Annotated in this window: 20 protein-coding genes and 1 CRISPR repeat array; of the genes, 11 read left to right on the plus strand and 9 right to left on the minus strand. The window is 62.6% G+C overall.

Annotated elements, in window-relative coordinates; genetic code table 11:
- A CRISPR array of direct repeats spans nt 1-285; the repeat unit is 29 nt; unit sequence ATCAGGGGTAATGAGAACTGAACCCCAGC.
- Between the two features lie 151 nt (nt 286-436).
- The 4 genes from HMPREF2792_RS12080 (at nt 437) to menE (ending at nt 3,583) form a co-directional block, all read left to right on the plus strand.
- On the plus strand, nt 437-898 hold the full coding sequence (locus HMPREF2792_RS12080; protein ID WP_070516481.1) for a DIP1984 family protein: 462 nt from the start codon (nt 437-439) through the stop codon (nt 896-898).
- Nucleotides 899-1,262: 364 nt separating this feature from the next.
- Complete coding sequence (locus HMPREF2792_RS12085) at nt 1,263-2,243, plus strand: 1,4-dihydroxy-2-naphthoyl-CoA synthase (RefSeq protein WP_070533919.1); 981 nt, start codon at nt 1,263-1,265, stop codon at nt 2,241-2,243.
- Nucleotides 2,244-2,261: 18 nt separating this feature from the next.
- Nucleotides 2,262-2,423 carry a hypothetical protein gene (locus HMPREF2792_RS13210; protein ID WP_010189743.1) on the plus strand — a complete coding sequence of 54 codons (162 nt, stop codon included), beginning with the start codon at nt 2,262-2,264 and terminating at the stop codon, nt 2,421-2,423.
- An 11-nt stretch (nt 2,424-2,434) separates the two neighbouring features.
- Entirely contained in the window at nt 2,435-3,583 is a 1,149-nt protein-coding gene (menE, locus tag HMPREF2792_RS12090) for an o-succinylbenzoate--CoA ligase (protein WP_070533920.1), read from the plus strand.
- Here the strand turns inward: menE and HMPREF2792_RS12095 are convergent.
- Nucleotides 3,580-4,269 (minus strand): metal-dependent transcriptional regulator, encoded by a 690-nt coding sequence (locus tag HMPREF2792_RS12095; RefSeq protein WP_046647781.1) that lies wholly within the window; start codon nt 4,267-4,269, stop codon nt 3,580-3,582. The two genes, menE and HMPREF2792_RS12095, sit on opposite strands and share 4 nt — an antisense overlap.
- A 107-nt stretch (nt 4,270-4,376) precedes the next feature.
- Here HMPREF2792_RS12095 and HMPREF2792_RS12100 point away from each other — a divergent pair, with 107 nt between their 5' ends.
- The 5 genes from HMPREF2792_RS12100 to HMPREF2792_RS12120 are packed head-to-tail and all read left to right on the plus strand — an operon-like array spanning nt 4,377 to nt 8,605.
- Nucleotides 4,377-5,303, plus strand: coding sequence for a metal ABC transporter substrate-binding protein (locus tag HMPREF2792_RS12100; protein ID WP_070533922.1), 927 nt, complete (start codon nt 4,377-4,379; stop codon nt 5,301-5,303).
- Nucleotides 5,303-6,013, plus strand: coding sequence for a metal ABC transporter ATP-binding protein (locus HMPREF2792_RS12105; protein WP_010189751.1), 711 nt, complete (start codon nt 5,303-5,305; stop codon nt 6,011-6,013). Before HMPREF2792_RS12100 ends, HMPREF2792_RS12105 begins: the two co-directional genes overlap by 1 nt.
- The gene (locus HMPREF2792_RS12110; RefSeq protein ID WP_010189752.1) at nt 6,010-6,864 is read left to right on the plus strand and encodes a metal ABC transporter permease; all 855 of its coding nucleotides are present in this window, start codon (nt 6,010-6,012) and stop codon (nt 6,862-6,864) included. Before HMPREF2792_RS12105 ends, HMPREF2792_RS12110 begins: the two co-directional genes overlap by 4 nt.
- On the plus strand, nt 6,861-7,715 hold the full coding sequence (locus HMPREF2792_RS12115) for a metal ABC transporter permease (protein WP_010189755.1): 855 nt from the start codon (nt 6,861-6,863) through the stop codon (nt 7,713-7,715). Before HMPREF2792_RS12110 ends, HMPREF2792_RS12115 begins: the two co-directional genes overlap by 4 nt.
- Before the next feature lie 5 nt (nt 7,716-7,720).
- Nucleotides 7,721-8,605: a 1,4-dihydroxy-2-naphthoate polyprenyltransferase gene (locus HMPREF2792_RS12120; protein WP_070534067.1), complete on the plus strand. Its 885-nt coding sequence runs from the start codon at nt 7,721-7,723 to the stop codon at nt 8,603-8,605.
- Nucleotides 8,606-8,613: 8 nt separating this feature from the next.
- On the opposite strand, the gene HMPREF2792_RS12125 is transcribed toward HMPREF2792_RS12120, so the two are convergent.
- On the minus strand, nt 8,614-8,955 hold the full coding sequence (locus HMPREF2792_RS12125; RefSeq protein WP_070533925.1) for a DUF4229 domain-containing protein: 342 nt from the start codon (nt 8,953-8,955) through the stop codon (nt 8,614-8,616).
- Nucleotides 8,956-8,998: 43 nt separating this feature from the next.
- Here HMPREF2792_RS12125 and HMPREF2792_RS12130 point away from each other — a divergent pair, with 43 nt between their 5' ends.
- Entirely contained in the window at nt 8,999-9,313 is a 315-nt protein-coding gene (locus tag HMPREF2792_RS12130) for a hypothetical protein (protein WP_070521026.1), read from the plus strand.
- Here HMPREF2792_RS12130 and HMPREF2792_RS12135 read toward each other — a convergent pair.
- From HMPREF2792_RS12135 to hemL, 7 genes are all read right to left on the minus strand, one after another.
- A complete protein-coding gene (locus HMPREF2792_RS12135; RefSeq protein WP_070533927.1) occupies nt 9,310-9,567 on the minus strand; it encodes a helix-turn-helix domain-containing protein in 258 nt (85 codons plus the stop codon). The two genes, HMPREF2792_RS12130 and HMPREF2792_RS12135, sit on opposite strands and share 4 nt — an antisense overlap.
- Entirely contained in the window at nt 9,568-10,584 is a 1,017-nt protein-coding gene (ccsB, locus tag HMPREF2792_RS12140) for a c-type cytochrome biogenesis protein CcsB (RefSeq protein WP_070533928.1), read from the minus strand.
- Nucleotides 10,585-10,725: 141 nt separating this feature from the next.
- Nucleotides 10,726-12,357: a cytochrome c biogenesis protein ResB gene (locus HMPREF2792_RS12145; RefSeq protein ID WP_070533930.1), complete on the minus strand. Its 1,632-nt coding sequence runs from the start codon at nt 12,355-12,357 to the stop codon at nt 10,726-10,728.
- Between the two features lie 12 nt (nt 12,358-12,369).
- Complete coding sequence (locus HMPREF2792_RS12150; RefSeq protein ID WP_070521038.1) at nt 12,370-13,176, minus strand: cytochrome c biogenesis CcdA family protein; 807 nt, start codon at nt 13,174-13,176, stop codon at nt 12,370-12,372.
- Nucleotides 13,173-13,778 (minus strand): TlpA disulfide reductase family protein, encoded by a 606-nt coding sequence (locus tag HMPREF2792_RS12155; protein WP_070521042.1) that lies wholly within the window; start codon nt 13,776-13,778, stop codon nt 13,173-13,175. The genes HMPREF2792_RS12150 and HMPREF2792_RS12155 overlap by 4 nt, the downstream gene beginning before the upstream one ends.
- Nucleotides 13,778-14,386, minus strand: a complete 609-nt coding sequence (locus HMPREF2792_RS12160) for a histidine phosphatase family protein (RefSeq protein WP_070533932.1) — start codon at nt 14,384-14,386, stop codon at nt 13,778-13,780. The genes HMPREF2792_RS12155 and HMPREF2792_RS12160 overlap by 1 nt, the downstream gene beginning before the upstream one ends.
- Nucleotides 14,387-14,419: 33 nt before the next feature.
- Nucleotides 14,420-15,754: a glutamate-1-semialdehyde 2,1-aminomutase gene (gene hemL / locus HMPREF2792_RS12165; RefSeq protein WP_070533934.1), complete on the minus strand. Its 1,335-nt coding sequence runs from the start codon at nt 15,752-15,754 to the stop codon at nt 14,420-14,422.
- 202 nt (nt 15,755-15,956) lie between these two features.
- On the opposite strand from hemL, the gene HMPREF2792_RS12170 reads away from it, so the two are divergent.
- Complete coding sequence (locus HMPREF2792_RS12170; protein ID WP_070521052.1) at nt 15,957-16,430, plus strand: hypothetical protein; 474 nt, start codon at nt 15,957-15,959, stop codon at nt 16,428-16,430.
- Nucleotides 16,431-16,605: the final 175 nt, after the last annotated feature.

Genomic DNA, 16,605 nt, shown 5'->3' on the forward strand with positions numbered 1-16,605 from the left:
ATCAGGGGTAATGAGAACTGAACCCCAGCGCGCGTCCGCCGTCAAGGCTCCTGCCGAGAAGGCTATCAGGGGTAATGAGAACTGAACCCCAGCTTCACATTTCACGCCCTGTGAACCACCGGAAGTCTATCAGGGGTAATGAGAACTGAACCCCAGCGCGGACTTGGTGGTGTGGTGCACCAAGAGAAGTCTATCAGGGGTAATGAGAACTGAACCCCAGCGGGCAATTGTACGGCAGACAGAAGGGTTGAAGTCTATCAGGGGTATTGAGAACTGAACCACAGCCTCACTACACTGCTATCAATAGCTTAGTGAAGGATTTCCAGGGACGCGGAAAGTCGAATTGTCGCAAAGACTCTGAAATTGATCTCATCATCTATTGACAGCGAAGCGCCGTAGCCCTAGCTTAATTCTTCTAACTTCTTAAGGAGGAATCATGCTACTTGCTGAAGCCTTGGCCGAGCGCGCTCAGGCGCAGGAGCGCCTCAACTCGCTGAGTGACCGGCTTGCGGCAACCGTCCGCATACAGGAAGGCGATGAACCGGATGAGAACCCGACGGATCTCCTCCGTGAACTCGAGGGCGTGACCAAGCGCATCGACGAGCTTGTCATCGCCATCAACGCCACGAACACGGCCACCCCGTTCGACGAGGAGATCTCGCTGATGGAGGCACTCGCACTGCGTGATGGACTGCTGCGCAAGCGCCGCATCTACCAGGGGTTGGCAGAGCGCGCAGGTGCGCGCCACGACCGCTACTCCCGCTCCGAGATCAAGTTCGTGGCCACCGTGCCCGTGCCGAAGCTGCGCGAGCGCGCCGATGATCTGGCCCGCCAGTACCGCGAACTGGATACCCGCATCCAGCAGCTGAACTGGAATACGGAACTGATAACTAAATAGCGACTGCCGCTAGTTGTGCCGCATTCTTGCGGCACGTCATGTCGTTCGACATTTAGTCATGTCGTGTGCGCTGAGCCGCACACGACGGTAGCCCACACTCTTCGCAGCGAGCGCAACCCTTACTGGGCAGGGAAAAGCCCAGTGCTTCTCAGGCGCCTTCGTAGCGCAAGAAGGCAGGGAGGTTCGATTCCGTCCCACTGTATGGTGTACCGCGCTGGTACGGAGTACACGTGCACATTGACGGGGATAATCCCGCAGTATTGTTTATTGTTTATCACCGCCGCGCTGGGCGGAGAGTGTGGGTGAGGGTTGGGAATGGGGACTATACTTCCGGCGCACTGCTTTCCAATTAAGCTGGTGTGCCATGAGCGAGCAGAAGAATTACAGCACCGATAATCCGTTCAAGCCGGAACTCTGGCGCCCCGTCGAGGGCTTTGAGGCCCTGACGGATATCACCTATCACCGGCTCATCAGCGACGGCCCAAAGCCACAGCGCAAGGACGGCATCGTCCGCATCGCCTTCGACCGCCCCGAGGTGCGCAATGCGTTTCGCCCGCACACGGTGGATGAGCTCTACCGCGCGCTGGACCACGCGCGCCGCACGCCAGATGTTGGCACGGTGTTGCTGACCGGCAACGGGCCCTCCCAAAAGGACGGCGGCTGGGCGTTTTGCTCCGGCGGTGACCAGCGCATTCGCGGCCGCTCCGGGTACCGCTACGCCACCGAGCACGCGCACGATGACGCGACTGCCGACGAATCCACCGTCGACACCGCCCGCGAAAAAGTTGAGGGCGGCCGCCTGCACATCCTGGAGGTCCAGCGCCTCATCCGCACCATGCCCAAGGTGGTCATCGCCGTGGTTAACGGCTGGGCCGCCGGCGGCGGGCACTCCCTGCACGTGGTGTGCGATATGACCATTGCCTCCCGCCAGGAAGCCCGCTTCAAGCAGACCGACGCCGACGTCGGCTCTTTCGACGCCGGCTATGGCTCGGCCTACCTGGCCAAGATGGTGGGCCAGAAGTACGCCCGCGAGATCTTTTTCTTGGGACGCACCTACGACGCGCAGCGCATGTACGAGATGGGTGCCGTCAACGAGGTAGTTAACCACGCCGAGCTGGAGGACGCCGCCATCCAGATGGGACGCGAGATCAACATGAAGTCCCCCACCGCCCAGCGCATGCTCAAGTTCGCCTTCAACCTCACCGATGATGGCCTCATGGGCCAGCAGGTCTTCGCCGGCGAAGCCACCCGCTTGGCTTATATGACCGACGAAGCCGTCGAGGGCAAGGAATCCTTCCTGGAAAAGCGCGAGCCCAACTGGGATGAGTTCCCGTACTACTACTAGTCCCAAGGAGAAGCCGAAGTGCTGTACTTTGCCATTGCCCTCGCGGCCATCGCGCTCATTGCCGTCATTGCGTCGCGAGTGTGGATGTTGCGCCGCATCCAGCAGGCTCAGAGGGACGGTGAGCGCCCCTTCGATCAGGAGGATGAGCTCATCAACCCTTACGAACACCGCGGGCGGTAACCTAGCTAACCGTGACCATCCTCTCCCCTCTGCCTGTCAATCCACATGACCCCGCCGCCATCCTCCCTGATCTGGAAGCGGCCATCGCAGGACAAGCCACCTTCCTGCCCGCCCCTGCAGAGGACCGCACCCGCGCGCAGCTCCTGCGCAACCACATGCGCGCAGGAGAACCTATTGATTCCTCCATCGCGCTGGTCGTGGCCACCTCCGGGTCCACGGGCACGCCGAAAGGCGCGCAACTCACGGCCGCCAACTTGGTCTCCAGCGCCGATGCCACGCACCGGACTTTAGGCGGCACCGGTCAGTGGCTACTAGCCATGCCCGCCTCCCATATCGCGGGCATCCAGGTATTGGTGCGCTCCCTCGTCGCGGGCGTGGAGCCGCTCTGCCTTGACCTGTCGGAAGGTTTTTCCATCCCCAGTTTCGCCCGCGCCGCGCACGAGCTGGCCGCCACTGGGGATCGCTCATACACGGGCCTGACCCCGATGCAGCTAGCCAAGGCCATGGATTCGCTAGAAGGAATCGAGGCCCTGCGCACCTTTGATGCCATCCTCGTCGGAGGTGCTGCCACCCACCCGCAACTATTGGACTCTGCGAAAAAGCTGCGCATCAATATCGTCACCACCTACGGTTCCTCAGAGACTTCCGGCGGCTGCGTCTACAACGGCCGTCCCCTCGATCGCGCTCTTGTTCGCATCGGCGACGAGGGGCGCATTTACCTTGGCGGGCCCATGATTGCGCAGGGCTATCGAAACGTGGACTCAGATGCCTTCATGGTCGATGAGTCCGGTACCTCGTGGTTTGCTACCTCCGACGCCGGCGCGCTTCACGACGGCCACCTCACCGTCACCGGGCGCCTCGACAACATCCTGAACACCGGCGGGCTCAAGCTCCACCCAGAGCAGCTCGAGCAGCACATCCTTCGCGTGCCGGGAGTGGACGGCGTGTGCGTGGTCGGCATCCCCCACCCACGCTTGGGACAGATGATCGTCGCTGCCTATACCGGATGGGCGGATGTCGGCGATATCCTTGTGGCTCTCGACGATAGTGGCCTTCCCCGGTGGCAAATCCCCAAGGACTTCAAGCGCCTGGCCCAGCTCCCCACCACCGGTCCCGGCAAGGTTGACCGCCTCGCCGTCGCCCGCATGTGGGACAGCTAAGCCTCCGCTTCGCCAAAGCTGCGTACGGCAATGCCGCGCGCAGCGGATTCCCCGAGGGGGAAGTGTGAACCTTCATCGACGGCAACCTCGAGCACACCCGCAACCGAAGGGGCAACGACGGTCAATTCTACTCCCGGCCGCACTCCATATTTATCCAGGTAGCGCAAAAATTCGCCATCAGCGTCAGTGACCTGCTCCACGGTGACGGGGGTCTGCGCGGGGACGTCGATAAGCGTAATGCGCGAGACCGGCTCGGCAGTGCCATCCGGGGCAGGTATGGGATCACCATGCGGATCGCGGGCGGGGTTGCCCAGGAAAGAATCAAGACGTTCAACGAGCCTGTCGGACGTCGCGTGCTCTAGCATTTCTGCCTCATCGTGCACCTCATCCCAGGTATAGCCCAGAGTGCGCACGAGGAAGGTTTCCAGGAGCCGATGCCGGCGCACCATTGCCACAGCCAGCCGCCGGCCTTCCTCAACAAGCCGAACACCGAAGTAGCGTTCGTGTTCCACCAGCCCCTTCGCGGCCAGGCGCTTGACCGCCTCCGACGTGGTGGGCAGCTTCTGCCCCGCCGCTTTAGCTAGGTCCCCCAGCGGCATCGCGGTATTAGCGCCCTCTTTCTCCTCATAGGTCCAGAGGATCTTGAGGTAATCCTGGGTGCGTTCGGGCAGCTCACTGATGTGCATACCCCCATCGTAGTTCAGCCTATTGCTTCCAAAGGTTTCAGGTCTTATGCTCTTTCAAGTTCAATCTATTGAACATCGACATTCACTTTTAATAAGAGAAGTTTCCCGTGAAGAAACTTATTGCGCTTCCCCTCGCTTCCCTCGTGGCTGCCACCGCGCTGACTGCCTGCACCAGCAGCGACTCCGCCGAAGCCCAGGACGACAATCTGACGATCTTCGCCACGACTGGTTACTTGGCTGATGCGGCCGCCAATATCGCCCCGGACGCCGACATCACCACCATGGTCGGTCCCGGCGGCGATCCGCACACCTACCAGCCCACCACGCGCGATATTGAAAAGATGCAGGACGCCGACCTCGTCCTCTGGAATGGCCTTCACCTCGAGGCGCAAATGGTGGACCAGCTCTCCTCCCTCGGTGAGAAGCAGCTAGCTGTCGGCGAACAGCTCGATACTGCTGACCTTCTGCCGTGGCCCGAGCAAGGTGACAAGGGCGAAAAACTCTACGACCCGCACATCTGGAATAGCCCCGAGCTGTGGAGCCAGGTCGTCGATCACATCGGCACCAAACTCGGCGAAATCGACTCTGACAATGCCGAAGACTATGCCGCGGCTGCCGATGCTTATGAAGACAAGATTGCAGCCGCGCATGACAAAGCGGCTAAGGAACTCGAAAACGCCTCCCCGCGCGTCCTCATCACCGGCCATGACGCCTTCAACTACTTCGGCAAGACCTTCGACTTTGAAGTCCAAGCCACCGACTTCGTGACCACCGAAGCCACCAAGTCCGCCACTGAGATCTCCGAGCTCGCGGATACGATCGCGGAGAAGAAGGTCCCCGTTATCTTCCAAGATAACCAGGCGAACCCACAGGCCATCACTTCTCTCAAGGAAGCCGTAGAAACCCGCAACTGGACAGTCACCATCTCGGATGAAGAGCTCTTTGCCGATACCCTCGGCCCGGAAGCCCCAACCGATACCTACCTCGGAGCCTTCGAACATAACGCTAGCGCCGTGGCGAAAGCACTAAGCTAATGCTCAGCGTAGGAAACCTCACCGCCGGCTATCCCCGCACGCCGGTGCTTCACGACGCCTCCTTCACCCTCACCCCCGCGACTATCACCGGGCTGGTGGGTGCGAACGGGTCGGGAAAGTCTACTCTGGTCCGCACGCTGGTAGGGCTCCTTCCGCCTCTAGCCTGCGGGTCGATGACCTTCGATGGCGTCGATCTGGCACATTTTCGGCAGCGTCTCGGATATATGCCACAACATGCGGATATCGACTGGAATTACCCTGCCACCGCCTTCGACATCGCCCTGATGGGCCGCACCGCCGGGCTGCGCTGGTGGCAGTGGCCCAGCCGCGCTGACAAAGACGCCGCTCACGCCGCGCTTTCCCGCACCGGAATGCAGGCACACGCGCAGCTGCCGATTTCCGCCCTGTCTGGTGGTCAGCGCCAGCGCGTGTTGTTGGCGCGCACGCTCGTTAGCGAGCCGGAATTCATCATCCTCGACGAGCCCTTCGCTGGTGTCGATGCCGCGAGTCAGCGCGCCATCATGGATGTACTCAAGGAACTGCGCGAGAACGGCGTGACCATCCTGCTGGTGCATCACAACCTGGCGGAGGTCGCCGACTTTTGCGATGAGGTCCTCATGGTCGGCCACGGCCGGCTCATTGCTGCTGGCCCCACCGAGCAGGTACTTACCGAGTCCGCCATTGCCGACATGTTTTCCCTGCCATCATGAACCCACTCGAGCTTCTTCAGAACTACACCTATACCCAGGCACTCCTGGGCACCGTGCTCATCGGTGGCTGCGCTGGCGCGCTAGGCCCACTGGTATATGTTCGCCGCACCAGCCTGCTGGCCGATGCCATCTCGCATTCTTCCCTGCCTGGACTGCTCACCGCCTTCCTCGTGGCCACCGCCATTGGCTGGGACGGGCGAAATGTCTGGCTTCTTTCTTGCGGCGCCCTGCTCACCGGAACCCTCGCGGTGGGGTGCATTCACCTCATCCCGCGGTTAACTCCCCTGGGGCAAACCACTGCGATGGCGGCCACGCTAACCACATTTTTCTCGGTGGGAATGCTGCTCATGCAGTATATTTCCCGCCGACCATTGCCTGGCAAGGCCGGAATCCAGGATTATTTGCTGGGAAATGCCTCCACGCTCACTCGCGCGGATGTACGGTCCACACTCATCATCGGTGGCTGCGTGCTGCTTTTTCTTTTCCTCATTCACACCCGGCAGGCCGCAGTCACTTTTGATTCAAGTTTTGCCCAGGTAGCCGGCATCCGCACCTCGTTCCTCAACGCGGCTAGTTTCTTCGCCCTCACCGCCATCACGGTGCTCGGCGTCAAAGTCGTCGGCGTAGTGCTCATGGTCGCCGTGGTCATCAGCCCTGCCGCCGCTGCCCGCCCCTGGACCACGCGCTTGCTACCTTTCATCGCGCTCTCCGGGTTCTTCGGCGCGGCCACCGCTGCTCTCGGCTGCTATGTCTCCATTGCGCACGGCCCGCTGCCCACCGGTCCGGTCATCGTCCTGGCTCAGGCGGCGCTCGTCACTATCAGCCTCACCAGTAGAAAGCTAGCCTCATGACCCTCGCCGCGACCGCTTGTCTCCTTGCCGTTCTGACGGCCTTGGCCTGTGCTATCCCCGGCACCTTTGTTGTCCTCAAAGGCCAGGCCATGCTTATCGACGGCATCGGCCATGCCGTCCTTCCCGGAATTGCCGTCGGCTACCTCTTTACCGCAGATCTAGATTCACCCATCTTGCTCGTTACCGCGGCCGCTGGCGCCTTGGTGGTGGCGTTGGGAACTGACGCACTACAGCGCAGCCCGCTGGTGACTGCTGATTCCGCCCTCGGATTGGTCTTTCCCGCCCTGTTTGCCGCCGGAGTCATCCTGATTTCTACGCACATGAGCCACGTGCACCTTGATGTCCACGCCGTTCTCGTCGGTGATCTCAACCTCGCGGCCTTCTCCAATCCCAACTATTGCTACATCATGGCCGCAGTGCTGGGTATCAATGCTCTCTTCCTCGCCCTTACACTGCCGCGTTTATCCGCCACGACTTTTGACGCCGATTTTTGTGCCGCACGCGGGGTGCCCACGCGCGTTCTTCACATCATATTTATGACCGTGGTTGCCTGCACCGCCACCGCCGCCTTTCACGCTGCCGGTGCCATGCTGGTCATCGCTCTCATGGTATTCCCGACGATGACCGCGCGGCTGCTTACTCAGCGCGTGCCCACGCTGGTGTTGACCGCCTGTGGCGTTGCCGCGATCAGCGCGGTCGTGGGATTTTGGGTTGCCTATGTCCTTGACGCGGCTACCTCTGCCGCAATGACAGTCACCAATGCCGTTATTTTCGTTGCAGTGCTCATCATCTACCGCTTTCGCCAACGCACCAGCTCATTGCCGCAGCACACCACACCAGTGGCACAATAGTGAGCATGTCTGCCTATTCCGCCACTCCTGCCGATTGGCTCCAGGGTGCTCGCCCGCACACCTGGGCCAATGCCTTTGCTCCCGTTATCGCTGGTACCGGTGCCGCTGCCGCGGCCCACGGCCTGCACTGGGGCCGGGCGTTGCTGGCGCTCATCGTGGCCTGGGCGCTTATCATCGGCGTGAATTACGCCAACGATTACTCCGATGGCATCCGCGGCACCGATGATGACCGCACCGGCCCCCAGCGGCTTACCGGGGGCGGACTGGCCAAGCCGCAGCACGTCAAGTTCGCTGCTTTCGCTTGCTTCGGCGTGGCGGCTATCGCGGGCATTTCGCTCTCCCTGGCTGCCAACGCGGCTTGGTTCATCCTCGTCGGCGCTGTGTGTATCGCCGGCGCCTGGTTTTACACCGGTGGCAAGAATCCCTACGGCTACCGCGGGTTCGGAGAAATCGCCGTTTTCGTGTTCTTCGGGCTCGTCGCGGTCCTAGGTACCGAGTACACACAGGCCGGCCGCATCACGTGGACAGGCCTTGCCTTAGCCGTGGGTATCGGCGGTATGAGTGCGGCGGTAAACCTGGCCAATAACATCCGGGACATCCCCTCCGATGAGGCCACCGGCAAGATCACCCTGGCTGTGCGCCTGGGTGATAAGAAGTCCCGCACGCTATTCATGACCCTGTTGCTGCTCCCGGTGTTGCTCACCGTGGGCTTGGCCTTCGATTCCTGGGCAGCGCTGGCCTCCCTGCTCTACTTCCCCCTCGCACTGGGCGCTATCCGCACCGTCAACCGCGGTGCGCGCGGACCCAAACTCATCCCGGTGCTCGGTATGACTGGCCGCGCGATGCTGGTATGGGCGGTTGTCAACGCAGTAGCGCTGGCTCTGGTTTAGCCTCTGATTTAGCGGCCAGCCAGCTCCTCCTGGACCCACTTCTTGTGGGCCTTGCGCTGCGCGGAGTACTCCGCCAGGGATTGGGTTGCTTCCACGCGCCACGTGGAAAAGAGCAGCATGGACAGTGGCAGCGCCACGAACAACGCCAGCAGCGCGGAAACCAGCAGCGGAAAGGTCTGGAGCACCGCCATCGCCAGTAGCTGAATCACTACAGTCAACACGATAAACAGCACCACACGGGCCGCGCCATACTTCCACAAAGCGACGCGGGAGCGGCGCTTGAGCGCGGGGTCCGGCTGGGGCGGGTCGGGGTTCTGGGAGGCGTTGGTGGTGTTTTCTGTCTGGCTCATAATTCTCACTTTTGCTTCGCGGGCATTCCGTAGAATACAACGCATGGGTCGATTGATACTACTACTCTTGTTTGTCCTCGCGGCAGTCCTCGTCTGGAAGGCTTTTGGTCCGTCGAGTTGGAATAAGAAGGTGCAGCAGGCGCAGCAGCCGCAGCGCCCGGCAATCAAGGGCCCCGATGATGACGAGGAATTCCTGTGGAACCTAGAGAAGCAGCGCTTCAAGGAGCGCCGCGCCAAGGAGCGGGAGGCCCAGCGCAAAGAGGAAGAACGCCGGCGGCGCTCACAGGGGCAGCAGGAGCCCAAGGCCCCCGAGGACAAGGACATTGAAGGCAAAGACTCTAAGGGGAAAGAAGCCTAGTCCTTCGGCACGAAGGTCATCTCGAGGCCGAGGGCCTCGGCCACCGCAACGACCTTTTCCCAGCGCACGCCAGAGCCACCGTGCTCAATAGTATGCAGCGTGGAGCGCGAAATCCCGGCCTTCCCAGCCAGGTCCTGTTGCAGGATGCCCAGCTCGCGACGGCGCTGCGCAAAGCCCTCACCAAGGGCGATGAGCTGAGGGTTATCGCCCGCCGGTTTGCCGGGCTTGTGCCGCGGCTTATGGATATCCGCCATTTAGTTCAGCCCCGCGTAGGAGTGCAGGCCGGAGACAACCATGTTGATGAAGAACAGGTTGAACACCATGAGCAGCATCGCCGCGATGTTGATGTACGGCGCGGCCTTACGGAAGGCCGGCGTGGCGCGAGCGTGCAGGTAGGCAGCGTAGAGGATCCAGGTGGCGAAGGACACGGTCTCCTTCGGGTCCCAACCCCAGTAGCGGCCCCACGCGGACTCGGCCCAAATAGCACCCAGCACGATGCCCAGGCCCAAGGTCGGCAGCGCCACTACGCCCAAGCGGTAGGCCAGGCGGTCCAGCTTCTTAGCTGAAGGAAGCGGGCGGGCAAGCGCGCCGAAGAAACCGGACTCGCCTCGCTTCGGCTGGAACTCACGCAGCACGCTGAGCAAAGAAGCGATACCGGAGACCACGCCGATGGATGCGCCCAGCGAAACCACGGTGACGTGGATGGGCAGCCAGTGTGACTGGAGTGCCGGAACCACCGGAGCGGATTCCGCATAGAGCTTGGTGGAGCCGTAGAACATCAGCGCCAGGATTGGCGTGAGCAGCCACGGCCACAGGGTGCGCCACTCCTTGCGCTGCATGGCGATGGTCGCCACCACCATCGCGCCGGCGGTCACCATGAGCATGTACTCGTAGAGGTTGCCAAATGGGAAGCGGCCGGTAGCCAAACCACGCAGCACGATGGCCGCCAAGTGCAGGGCGATGCCCAGCCACAGCAGCATCTGCGTCATGCCGCCGAGCTTGTCGGCGTTCTCCTGCTTCTTCGCCAAATCATCGTCTGCGGTGCTGGCCGTTGGGGGAACGTCGCCAAGCACGGCGCCATCTGCCGAAGCGCCCACGGTGGCGAGCTCACGCTGCTGCGGTGCAGCTGCGGTACGGGCGCGCATGGCCTCAATGATGCTCTGCATCCGGCCGTAGTACACCAGGGACAGCACCAAGGCGAGCGCATATACGACGAACGCGGTTTGCACCGCGATGTCTGAGAAGTTGGACAGATTCTGATCAACCTGCATGAGTGGGAAACCTTGCCTTCACAATCGTGCCTACCCCGTGCGCCACGCACGAGGCTGCATGAACGGAGAGATTTATGGTGCCCATAAGGCTACCCCCTTTTCCCAGCTGTATCCAACTTTTGAAGGATACGGTCCGCGCCTTTAGTCGGCGGAGTAGAGTTCGTCCTCCTCCACGTCATCGGGATCCGGCAATTCCAAAAGCTCGCGGTGCAGCTTATGGAACTCCTCAGACCAGCCCGCGCGGTCGGTGCGGGCAAGCCCGCCCATCTCGATATCGGTACCGCCGTTGGCACCCGGGCGGATGCGCACCCAGACGCGGCGTCGCTTGATCACCAGGGAGCCGACGAGCGAAACCAACATCACGAGAGCAGATACCAGCACCCAACCCTGGAAGGGGTCATAGGACACCTGGTAGTTCGCAAACTCGGAGGCACCGTCGAAGGTGACCTTGGTGCCGTCGTCCAGCGTGACCGATTCACCCTGGGTCAGGTTGACGCGGTCGATCTTTTGCAGCTGGCCCGAGTGGACCAGGCTGGAATCGAGGGAGAAGAAGGACTGCGGCTTGCCCGTGTCCAGGCCGGCATCGCCGCGGTAGATATCGATAGCCACCGCCGGATCCAGCATCGCCGGGTAGGAAGATTGCAGCAGCTTACCGTTCTCACCGGACCACTCGGCGGTCGGCGCAAACAGGCCCTGGATAGCGATCTGGTTCTGGCGGCGCTCAAACAGGTCCGGGTACATGCCCGACGGCGGATCGAAACGCATCACGCCCGAGGAGAGGAAGAACGTGGTGTCATTGGGCTGGAACTGGATGGTCTGCGTGCGCTTTTCGCCGTTGGGCCACTCCACCGTCATCGTCGGCGCAAAACCATGGCCCTGCAGGTAGACGCGGTTGTTATCAATGCGCAGCGGGTGGTTGACCTGCAGCTTGTAATCCTCCCAGGTCTCCGGGTCCGTGAAGATATCATCGCCGGCGGCATAGGACACATCGGAGGTGAACATCTCCGCCTGGCCATTAGGCAGGTAGTCCGCGGTGAAGTCGTGGGCCTTAAAACAGAAGGGGTGGAGACCCGTGCCGTCGAAAAGCGGGCCTGCGCGGAAGGAGTCATAGACGGAGGTTGAGGTATTACAGAACTCCGTGGACTGCGGCTGCTCTTGGGTCTGACCCTGGGAGTTCTTCTCCGTCACCACGATGACCTGGCCCTCATAATGCACCAAGCGCCCGGCTGCCATGGTGAGCAGGATGGCCACGAGCGCGATGTGGAAGATGAGGTTGCACAGCTCACGGGCATAGCCGCGCTCCGCCGAGAAGGACTGGGCACCCGCGCGGTCCTTCTCCGGGGAAACCTCGCTTACGCGCCACTTCTTCAGCATGGTCTTGGTTGCCGCGGCGATCTCCTCCGGGGACTTTTCCGAATGCCCGGTGGCATTGAGCGGCATCTTTTCCAGATACTTCGGCGCGCGCGTCGGCGGTGTGCGGTAGGCCTTGTAGTGATCCCAGGAGCGCGGGATGATGCAGCCCACCAGAGAAATCATGAGCAGGACGTAGATGGCCTGGAACCAGACGGAGGAGAAGACGTCGAAAAGCTGCAGCTTGTCGTAGATTTCCGCAACCTTGCCGTTGGTCTCAATGAAGTCATTGACGTTGGATTCATTGAGCGAGCGCTGCGGCAGAAGCGAACCCGGAATGGCGGCGATGGCCAGCAGGAAGAGCAGCGCCAGCGCGGTGCGCATGCTGGTCAGCCAGTGCCAGGCCTTGCGGATATATCTCACGAAAAATCTCCTTTACAGCAGCGTCGCGCCATAGGACACGGTCCACTGGCGGATGGCGTTGATGAAATCTCCCCACAGCCCGGTCAGCAGCGCCAGGCCGACGAGGATCATGGCGATGCCCCCGGCAATCTGGATGGCGCGGGAGTGCGTGCGCATCCACGAAATGGTGCGCATGGCCTTAACAGAGCCCAGTGCCACGAGCAGGAAGGGCAGGCCCAGCCCCAGGCAGTAGCCGACGATGAGCAGCGTGCCGCGCACCGCAGTCATGCCCGCGGTGCCGGCGGAGACGGACAAGATGGCGGCCAGCGTGGGCCCCAGGCACGGCGTCCAGCCCAGGGCAAACACGCCGCCGAGCAGCGGCGCGCCCAGCCACGTGGTCCAGCGCCTCGGCGCCATGCGCGTGTCCTTCTGCAGCACCGGCACCACACCCATAAAGACCACGCCCATGAGGATGGTGATGATACCGCCGACGCGCATAAGGGTGTCCGCGTTGAGCCGCAGCGCCGAGATGGCGCCGAAGACCGAAACCGTGGCCAGCACGAAGATGACGGTAAAGCCCAGCACGAAGAGTGCTGCGGCGCCGACGACGGCCCACTGCCGACGCTTGCCCACGCCGACCCCGAGCTCCTCGTCGTGGGTGACCTCACCGCCGACCACGGAGGCCAGGTAGGAGATGTAGCCGGGCACCAGCGGCACCACGCAGGGTGAGGCGAAAGATACCAGCCCGGCGGCGGCTGCGGCGAGGATTCCTAGCAGCAGCGGGCCGGCCGCGGCGGCGTCGGCAAAGCTCTGCCCGATTCCGTCAGCGGCTAGGATCACTGTTCTTTCTCCAGCTCGTCCACGACGTCGAGGACGTCCTGCTCCGTGATCTCCGTGAGGAAGACCGCGGCCGGGCGGTGCTGCTTGTCCAACACGATGGTGGTGGGCACCACGGAGGTGGGCACGCCGCCGAGCGCTGCGGCCGTCTTAAACGGCGGGTCGTAGATGGACGGGTACTCCAGGCCGTTATCGGTGAGGAAGTCCCGGGAAATCTCCGGGTTGAAGTCCTTGACGTTAATACCCAGTACGGTGCCTACCTTGCGCTTTTGCAGCTCCGCGTGGATGGCCTGGAGGTCATCCGATTCGGAGCGGCACGGCGCGCACCACTGACCCCAGGAGTTGAGGACGACGATCTGGTCTTTGAAATCCGAAAGCTTGATCGTCGTGGACTCATCCCGCAGGTCCTCACCGGAGAAATCCTTGAGCGGCTTGCGGTCTTCCTCCGCATAGCGGATGGTGGTCTGCCCGCCGGGCGAGATGAACTCGAAGGTGCCGCCGGAAGCCACGGCGTTCTGCGCGTTTTCCTCGCTTTGCGAGCAGCCAGCCAAGGCAAACACAGCAAGGACACCGGCCGCGGCGGCGCGGATAGTTCTGCGTCCCATTAGATGTCCTGCGCCGGTTCGGAGTAGAAGATATCGATGATCTCGCGGTCACGGTAGACCAGCGAAGTCACCGAAGCCAGCGCGCACGTGCGGTCCCACGGCGCGTGGGCCAGGCGCTTGCCCAACACGGTGCGCTGCACCATGACGATGGGTAGCTGATGGGAAACCATGATGGCCTCGTGTCCCTCGGCCTTGGCACGGGCGCGCTCGGCGGCGTCCATCATGCGCGCGGCGATCTCCTCGAAAGGCTCGCCCCACGAGGGCTCAAGCGGGTTGACCATGAGCGGCCAGCGCTGCGGGTTCCACAGCTGCGAGTTCCAGCCCTTGGTGCGCAGGCCCTCGAAGCGGTTGCCGGATTCGATGACGCCCTTATCGACGTCCACCTCCAAGCCCGTTACCTGTGCAATCGGCAGCGCGGTTTCCTGCGCGCGCTGCAGCGGCGAGGCCGCCAGGTAGGTCACGTCATGGCCTTCGAAGGCTTTCGACGTGCGCGCGGCCATGGAATGCCCACGGGAGGACAGGTGGTAGCCCGGGATGCGCCCGTAGAGGATCTTATCCGGGTTATAAACCTCGCCGTGGCGGACGAAGTGGACGATGGTGGTGGACATATGCCTGTGTCTATCCCCTCAACATGGTTGGTTTTACTGCGGGCGCTGCGCGCTGGCAGCGGCCTTGGCGGCAGGCTTGAGAGCTGCCTCGATTACCTCAAAATCATTGTCCGTGAGCGCATCAGACACAAACCAGGTCTCAAAGGCTGACGGCGGGACGTACACGCCGCCCTCCAGCAGTGCGTGGAAGAAGGGTGCGAAGCGCCAGGTATCGGCGGCCTGCATATCGGCGAAGTTGCAGCCCTGGCCCTCGGCGAAGCGGATGGAGAACATCGTCTCCGCGCGCTGGATGTGGTGTGCCACTCCGGCGGCGCTCAGTGCCTCGGTGATGAGGCCGGTCAGGCGATCCGCATTGGAGTGCAGGCGCGGGTACAGCTCTTCGTTGGCCAGCTCCAGAGAAGCCAGACCGGAGGCCATCGCCACCGGGTTACCGGACAGCGTGCCCGCCTGGTAGACGGGGCCAGCCGGGGCGAGGGAAGCCATGACGTCGGCGCGGCCGCCGAAAGCCGCTGCCGGCAGGCCACCGGAGACCACCTTGCCGAAGGTCACCAGGTCACCCGCTACCCCATCGACGCCGAACCAGCCCTTGTAGGAGGTACGGAAACCGGTCATGACTTCGTCGAGGATAAGCAGGGCGCCGTCGGCATGCGCGATCTCCTTGAGTGCCGCGTTGAAGCCCTCCTCCGGGGCCACGGTGCCCATGTTGCCAGCCGCAGCTTCGGCGATGATGCAGGCAATCTCTCCCGGGTGCGCGGCGAAGGCCTCTCGGACGGCGTCGAGATCGTTGTACGGGACGACGATGGTGTCCGCGGCCGAGGCGCCCGTTACACCCGGGGAATCCGGCAGTGCGAAGGTGGCCACGCCGGAGCCAGCCGACGCCAACAGCGCATCCACGTGGCCGTGGTAGCAGCCCTCAAACTTCAGGACCTTGGCGCGGCCGGTGAAACCGCGGGCCAGGCGCACGGCGGACATGGTGGCCTCGGTACCGGAGTTGACCAGGCGCACTTGCTCCACGGCGGTGCGCTTGACGATGTGCTCCGCCAGCAGCGTCTCGCCCTCGGTGGGCGCGCCGAAGGAGAGGCCATCGGCAGCCGCCTTCTGGACTGCCTCCACGATGGCCGGGTGGGCGTTGCCGTGGATCATCGGGCCATAGGAACTAACCAGGTCGACGTACTCGTTGCCGTCGATGTCCCAGAGGCGCGAGCCCTCGCCACGGGCGATGACGCGGGCTTGGCCACCCACGGATCCGAAGGCGCGGACCGGGGAATTCACGCCACCCGGGGTGACCTTCGTGGCGCGCTCGAACCACTCGGCGGACTGGGACGTATTCTGCTGATTTCGCTGGCTGGAGTTAGGCATAGCCCACATTGTATCGGTTTTAGCCCTATACAAAAGTTTGAGTCCCCTTGTGTCCTTCCGTCCTCCCTCCACTGCCTCCTAAGCGGCAGCAATCGCTCGCGCTGCGCGCCCGCTACTGTGGCGCTATGCTGGCAGCACACTGTTGATTCTGCCTTTCCTTATTTAAGCGCTGGGGTGCGCTGTGGAGAGGCACTACTTAAGGGGGATTCCCATGGCATCGCGCCGTTTTCTTGTCATTCTTGCCTGCCTTCCACTGTCTGCCTGCGCTGCCACTCAGGCAGAAACCGCTCCGCGAACCGAACCCAGCCCTACCACCTCGGCCCAACCAACGTCCTGGCAGCCGAATGCCCTGCCCCAGCCGGTCAACCGCTTTGGCGACACCACCTCTATCTCGCCCGCCCCGGCCGAACCGGAATCTGAAACCGAGGCGCCCGCGCCCGCACCCACGACCGTCGAGGCCCCCGCGCCACGCATCGAAGTAGAAACCGTCACCCTCCCCGCCCCGGCGCCCGCACCCCGTCCGGCCCCACCGCAGCGGCCCAAGCCCAAGCTGGAACTGCCCGAGCCCCCGCGGGTGCCCACGTCCATCCCCATCCCGCCAGAAGTCCAAGCCGGCCTCGACCGCATACCGACACTTCCCCCGCTGCCGCGCGCGGAGGATATACGCATCGATGTGCCCTTCTAAAAGGCGGATACCAAGTACGTTTCGATCAAATAGTGGCAGAAAAACGCCCATTTTCGGACCCTTAGTTGATCGAAACGTCGCCAATCCTCATGGCCTCACACCATCTAAGGGTAGACCCTGATCTACCTCCTATATTCCCCCGCTGTACATGACAGGAAGCATAGCCGGGAGTTAA

It is taken from the genome of Corynebacterium sp. HMSC068H04 (assembly GCF_001811255.1).
Lineage (GTDB): Bacteria > Actinomycetota > Actinomycetes > Mycobacteriales > Mycobacteriaceae > Corynebacterium > Corynebacterium hesseae.

What these genes read in the sequence shown, in the direction of transcription:
- HMPREF2792_RS12080 (WP_070516481.1), top strand. Translation starts at nt 437, where the DNA reads ATGCTACTTGCTGAAGCCTTGGCCGAGCGCGCTCAGGCGCAGGAGCGC.
- HMPREF2792_RS12085 (WP_070533919.1), top strand. Translation starts at nt 1,263, where the DNA reads ATGAGCGAGCAGAAGAATTACAGCACCGATAATCCGTTCAAGCCGGAA.
- HMPREF2792_RS12095 (WP_046647781.1), bottom strand. Translation starts at nt 4,269, where the DNA reads ATGCACATCAGTGAGCTGCCCGAACGCACCCAGGATTACCTCAAGATC.
- HMPREF2792_RS12105 (WP_010189751.1), top strand. Translation starts at nt 5,303, where the DNA reads ATGCTCAGCGTAGGAAACCTCACCGCCGGCTATCCCCGCACGCCGGTG.
- HMPREF2792_RS12110 (WP_010189752.1), top strand. Translation starts at nt 6,010, where the DNA reads ATGAACCCACTCGAGCTTCTTCAGAACTACACCTATACCCAGGCACTC.
- HMPREF2792_RS12115 (WP_010189755.1), top strand. Translation starts at nt 6,861, where the DNA reads ATGACCCTCGCCGCGACCGCTTGTCTCCTTGCCGTTCTGACGGCCTTG.
- HMPREF2792_RS12120 (WP_070534067.1), top strand. Translation starts at nt 7,721, where the DNA reads ATGTCTGCCTATTCCGCCACTCCTGCCGATTGGCTCCAGGGTGCTCGC.
- HMPREF2792_RS12125 (WP_070533925.1), bottom strand. Translation starts at nt 8,955, where the DNA reads ATGAGCCAGACAGAAAACACCACCAACGCCTCCCAGAACCCCGACCCG.
- HMPREF2792_RS12130 (WP_070521026.1), top strand. Translation starts at nt 8,999, where the DNA reads ATGGGTCGATTGATACTACTACTCTTGTTTGTCCTCGCGGCAGTCCTC.
- HMPREF2792_RS12135 (WP_070533927.1), bottom strand. Translation starts at nt 9,567, where the DNA reads ATGGCGGATATCCATAAGCCGCGGCACAAGCCCGGCAAACCGGCGGGC.
- ccsB (WP_070533928.1), bottom strand. Translation starts at nt 10,584, where the DNA reads ATGCAGGTTGATCAGAATCTGTCCAACTTCTCAGACATCGCGGTGCAA.
- HMPREF2792_RS12155 (WP_070521042.1), bottom strand. Translation starts at nt 13,778, where the DNA reads ATGGGACGCAGAACTATCCGCGCCGCCGCGGCCGGTGTCCTTGCTGTG.
- HMPREF2792_RS12160 (WP_070533932.1), bottom strand. Translation starts at nt 14,386, where the DNA reads ATGTCCACCACCATCGTCCACTTCGTCCGCCACGGCGAGGTTTATAAC.
- hemL (WP_070533934.1), bottom strand. Translation starts at nt 15,754, where the DNA reads ATGTGGGCTATGCCTAACTCCAGCCAGCGAAATCAGCAGAATACGTCC.
- HMPREF2792_RS12170 (WP_070521052.1), top strand. Translation starts at nt 15,957, where the DNA reads ATGGCATCGCGCCGTTTTCTTGTCATTCTTGCCTGCCTTCCACTGTCT.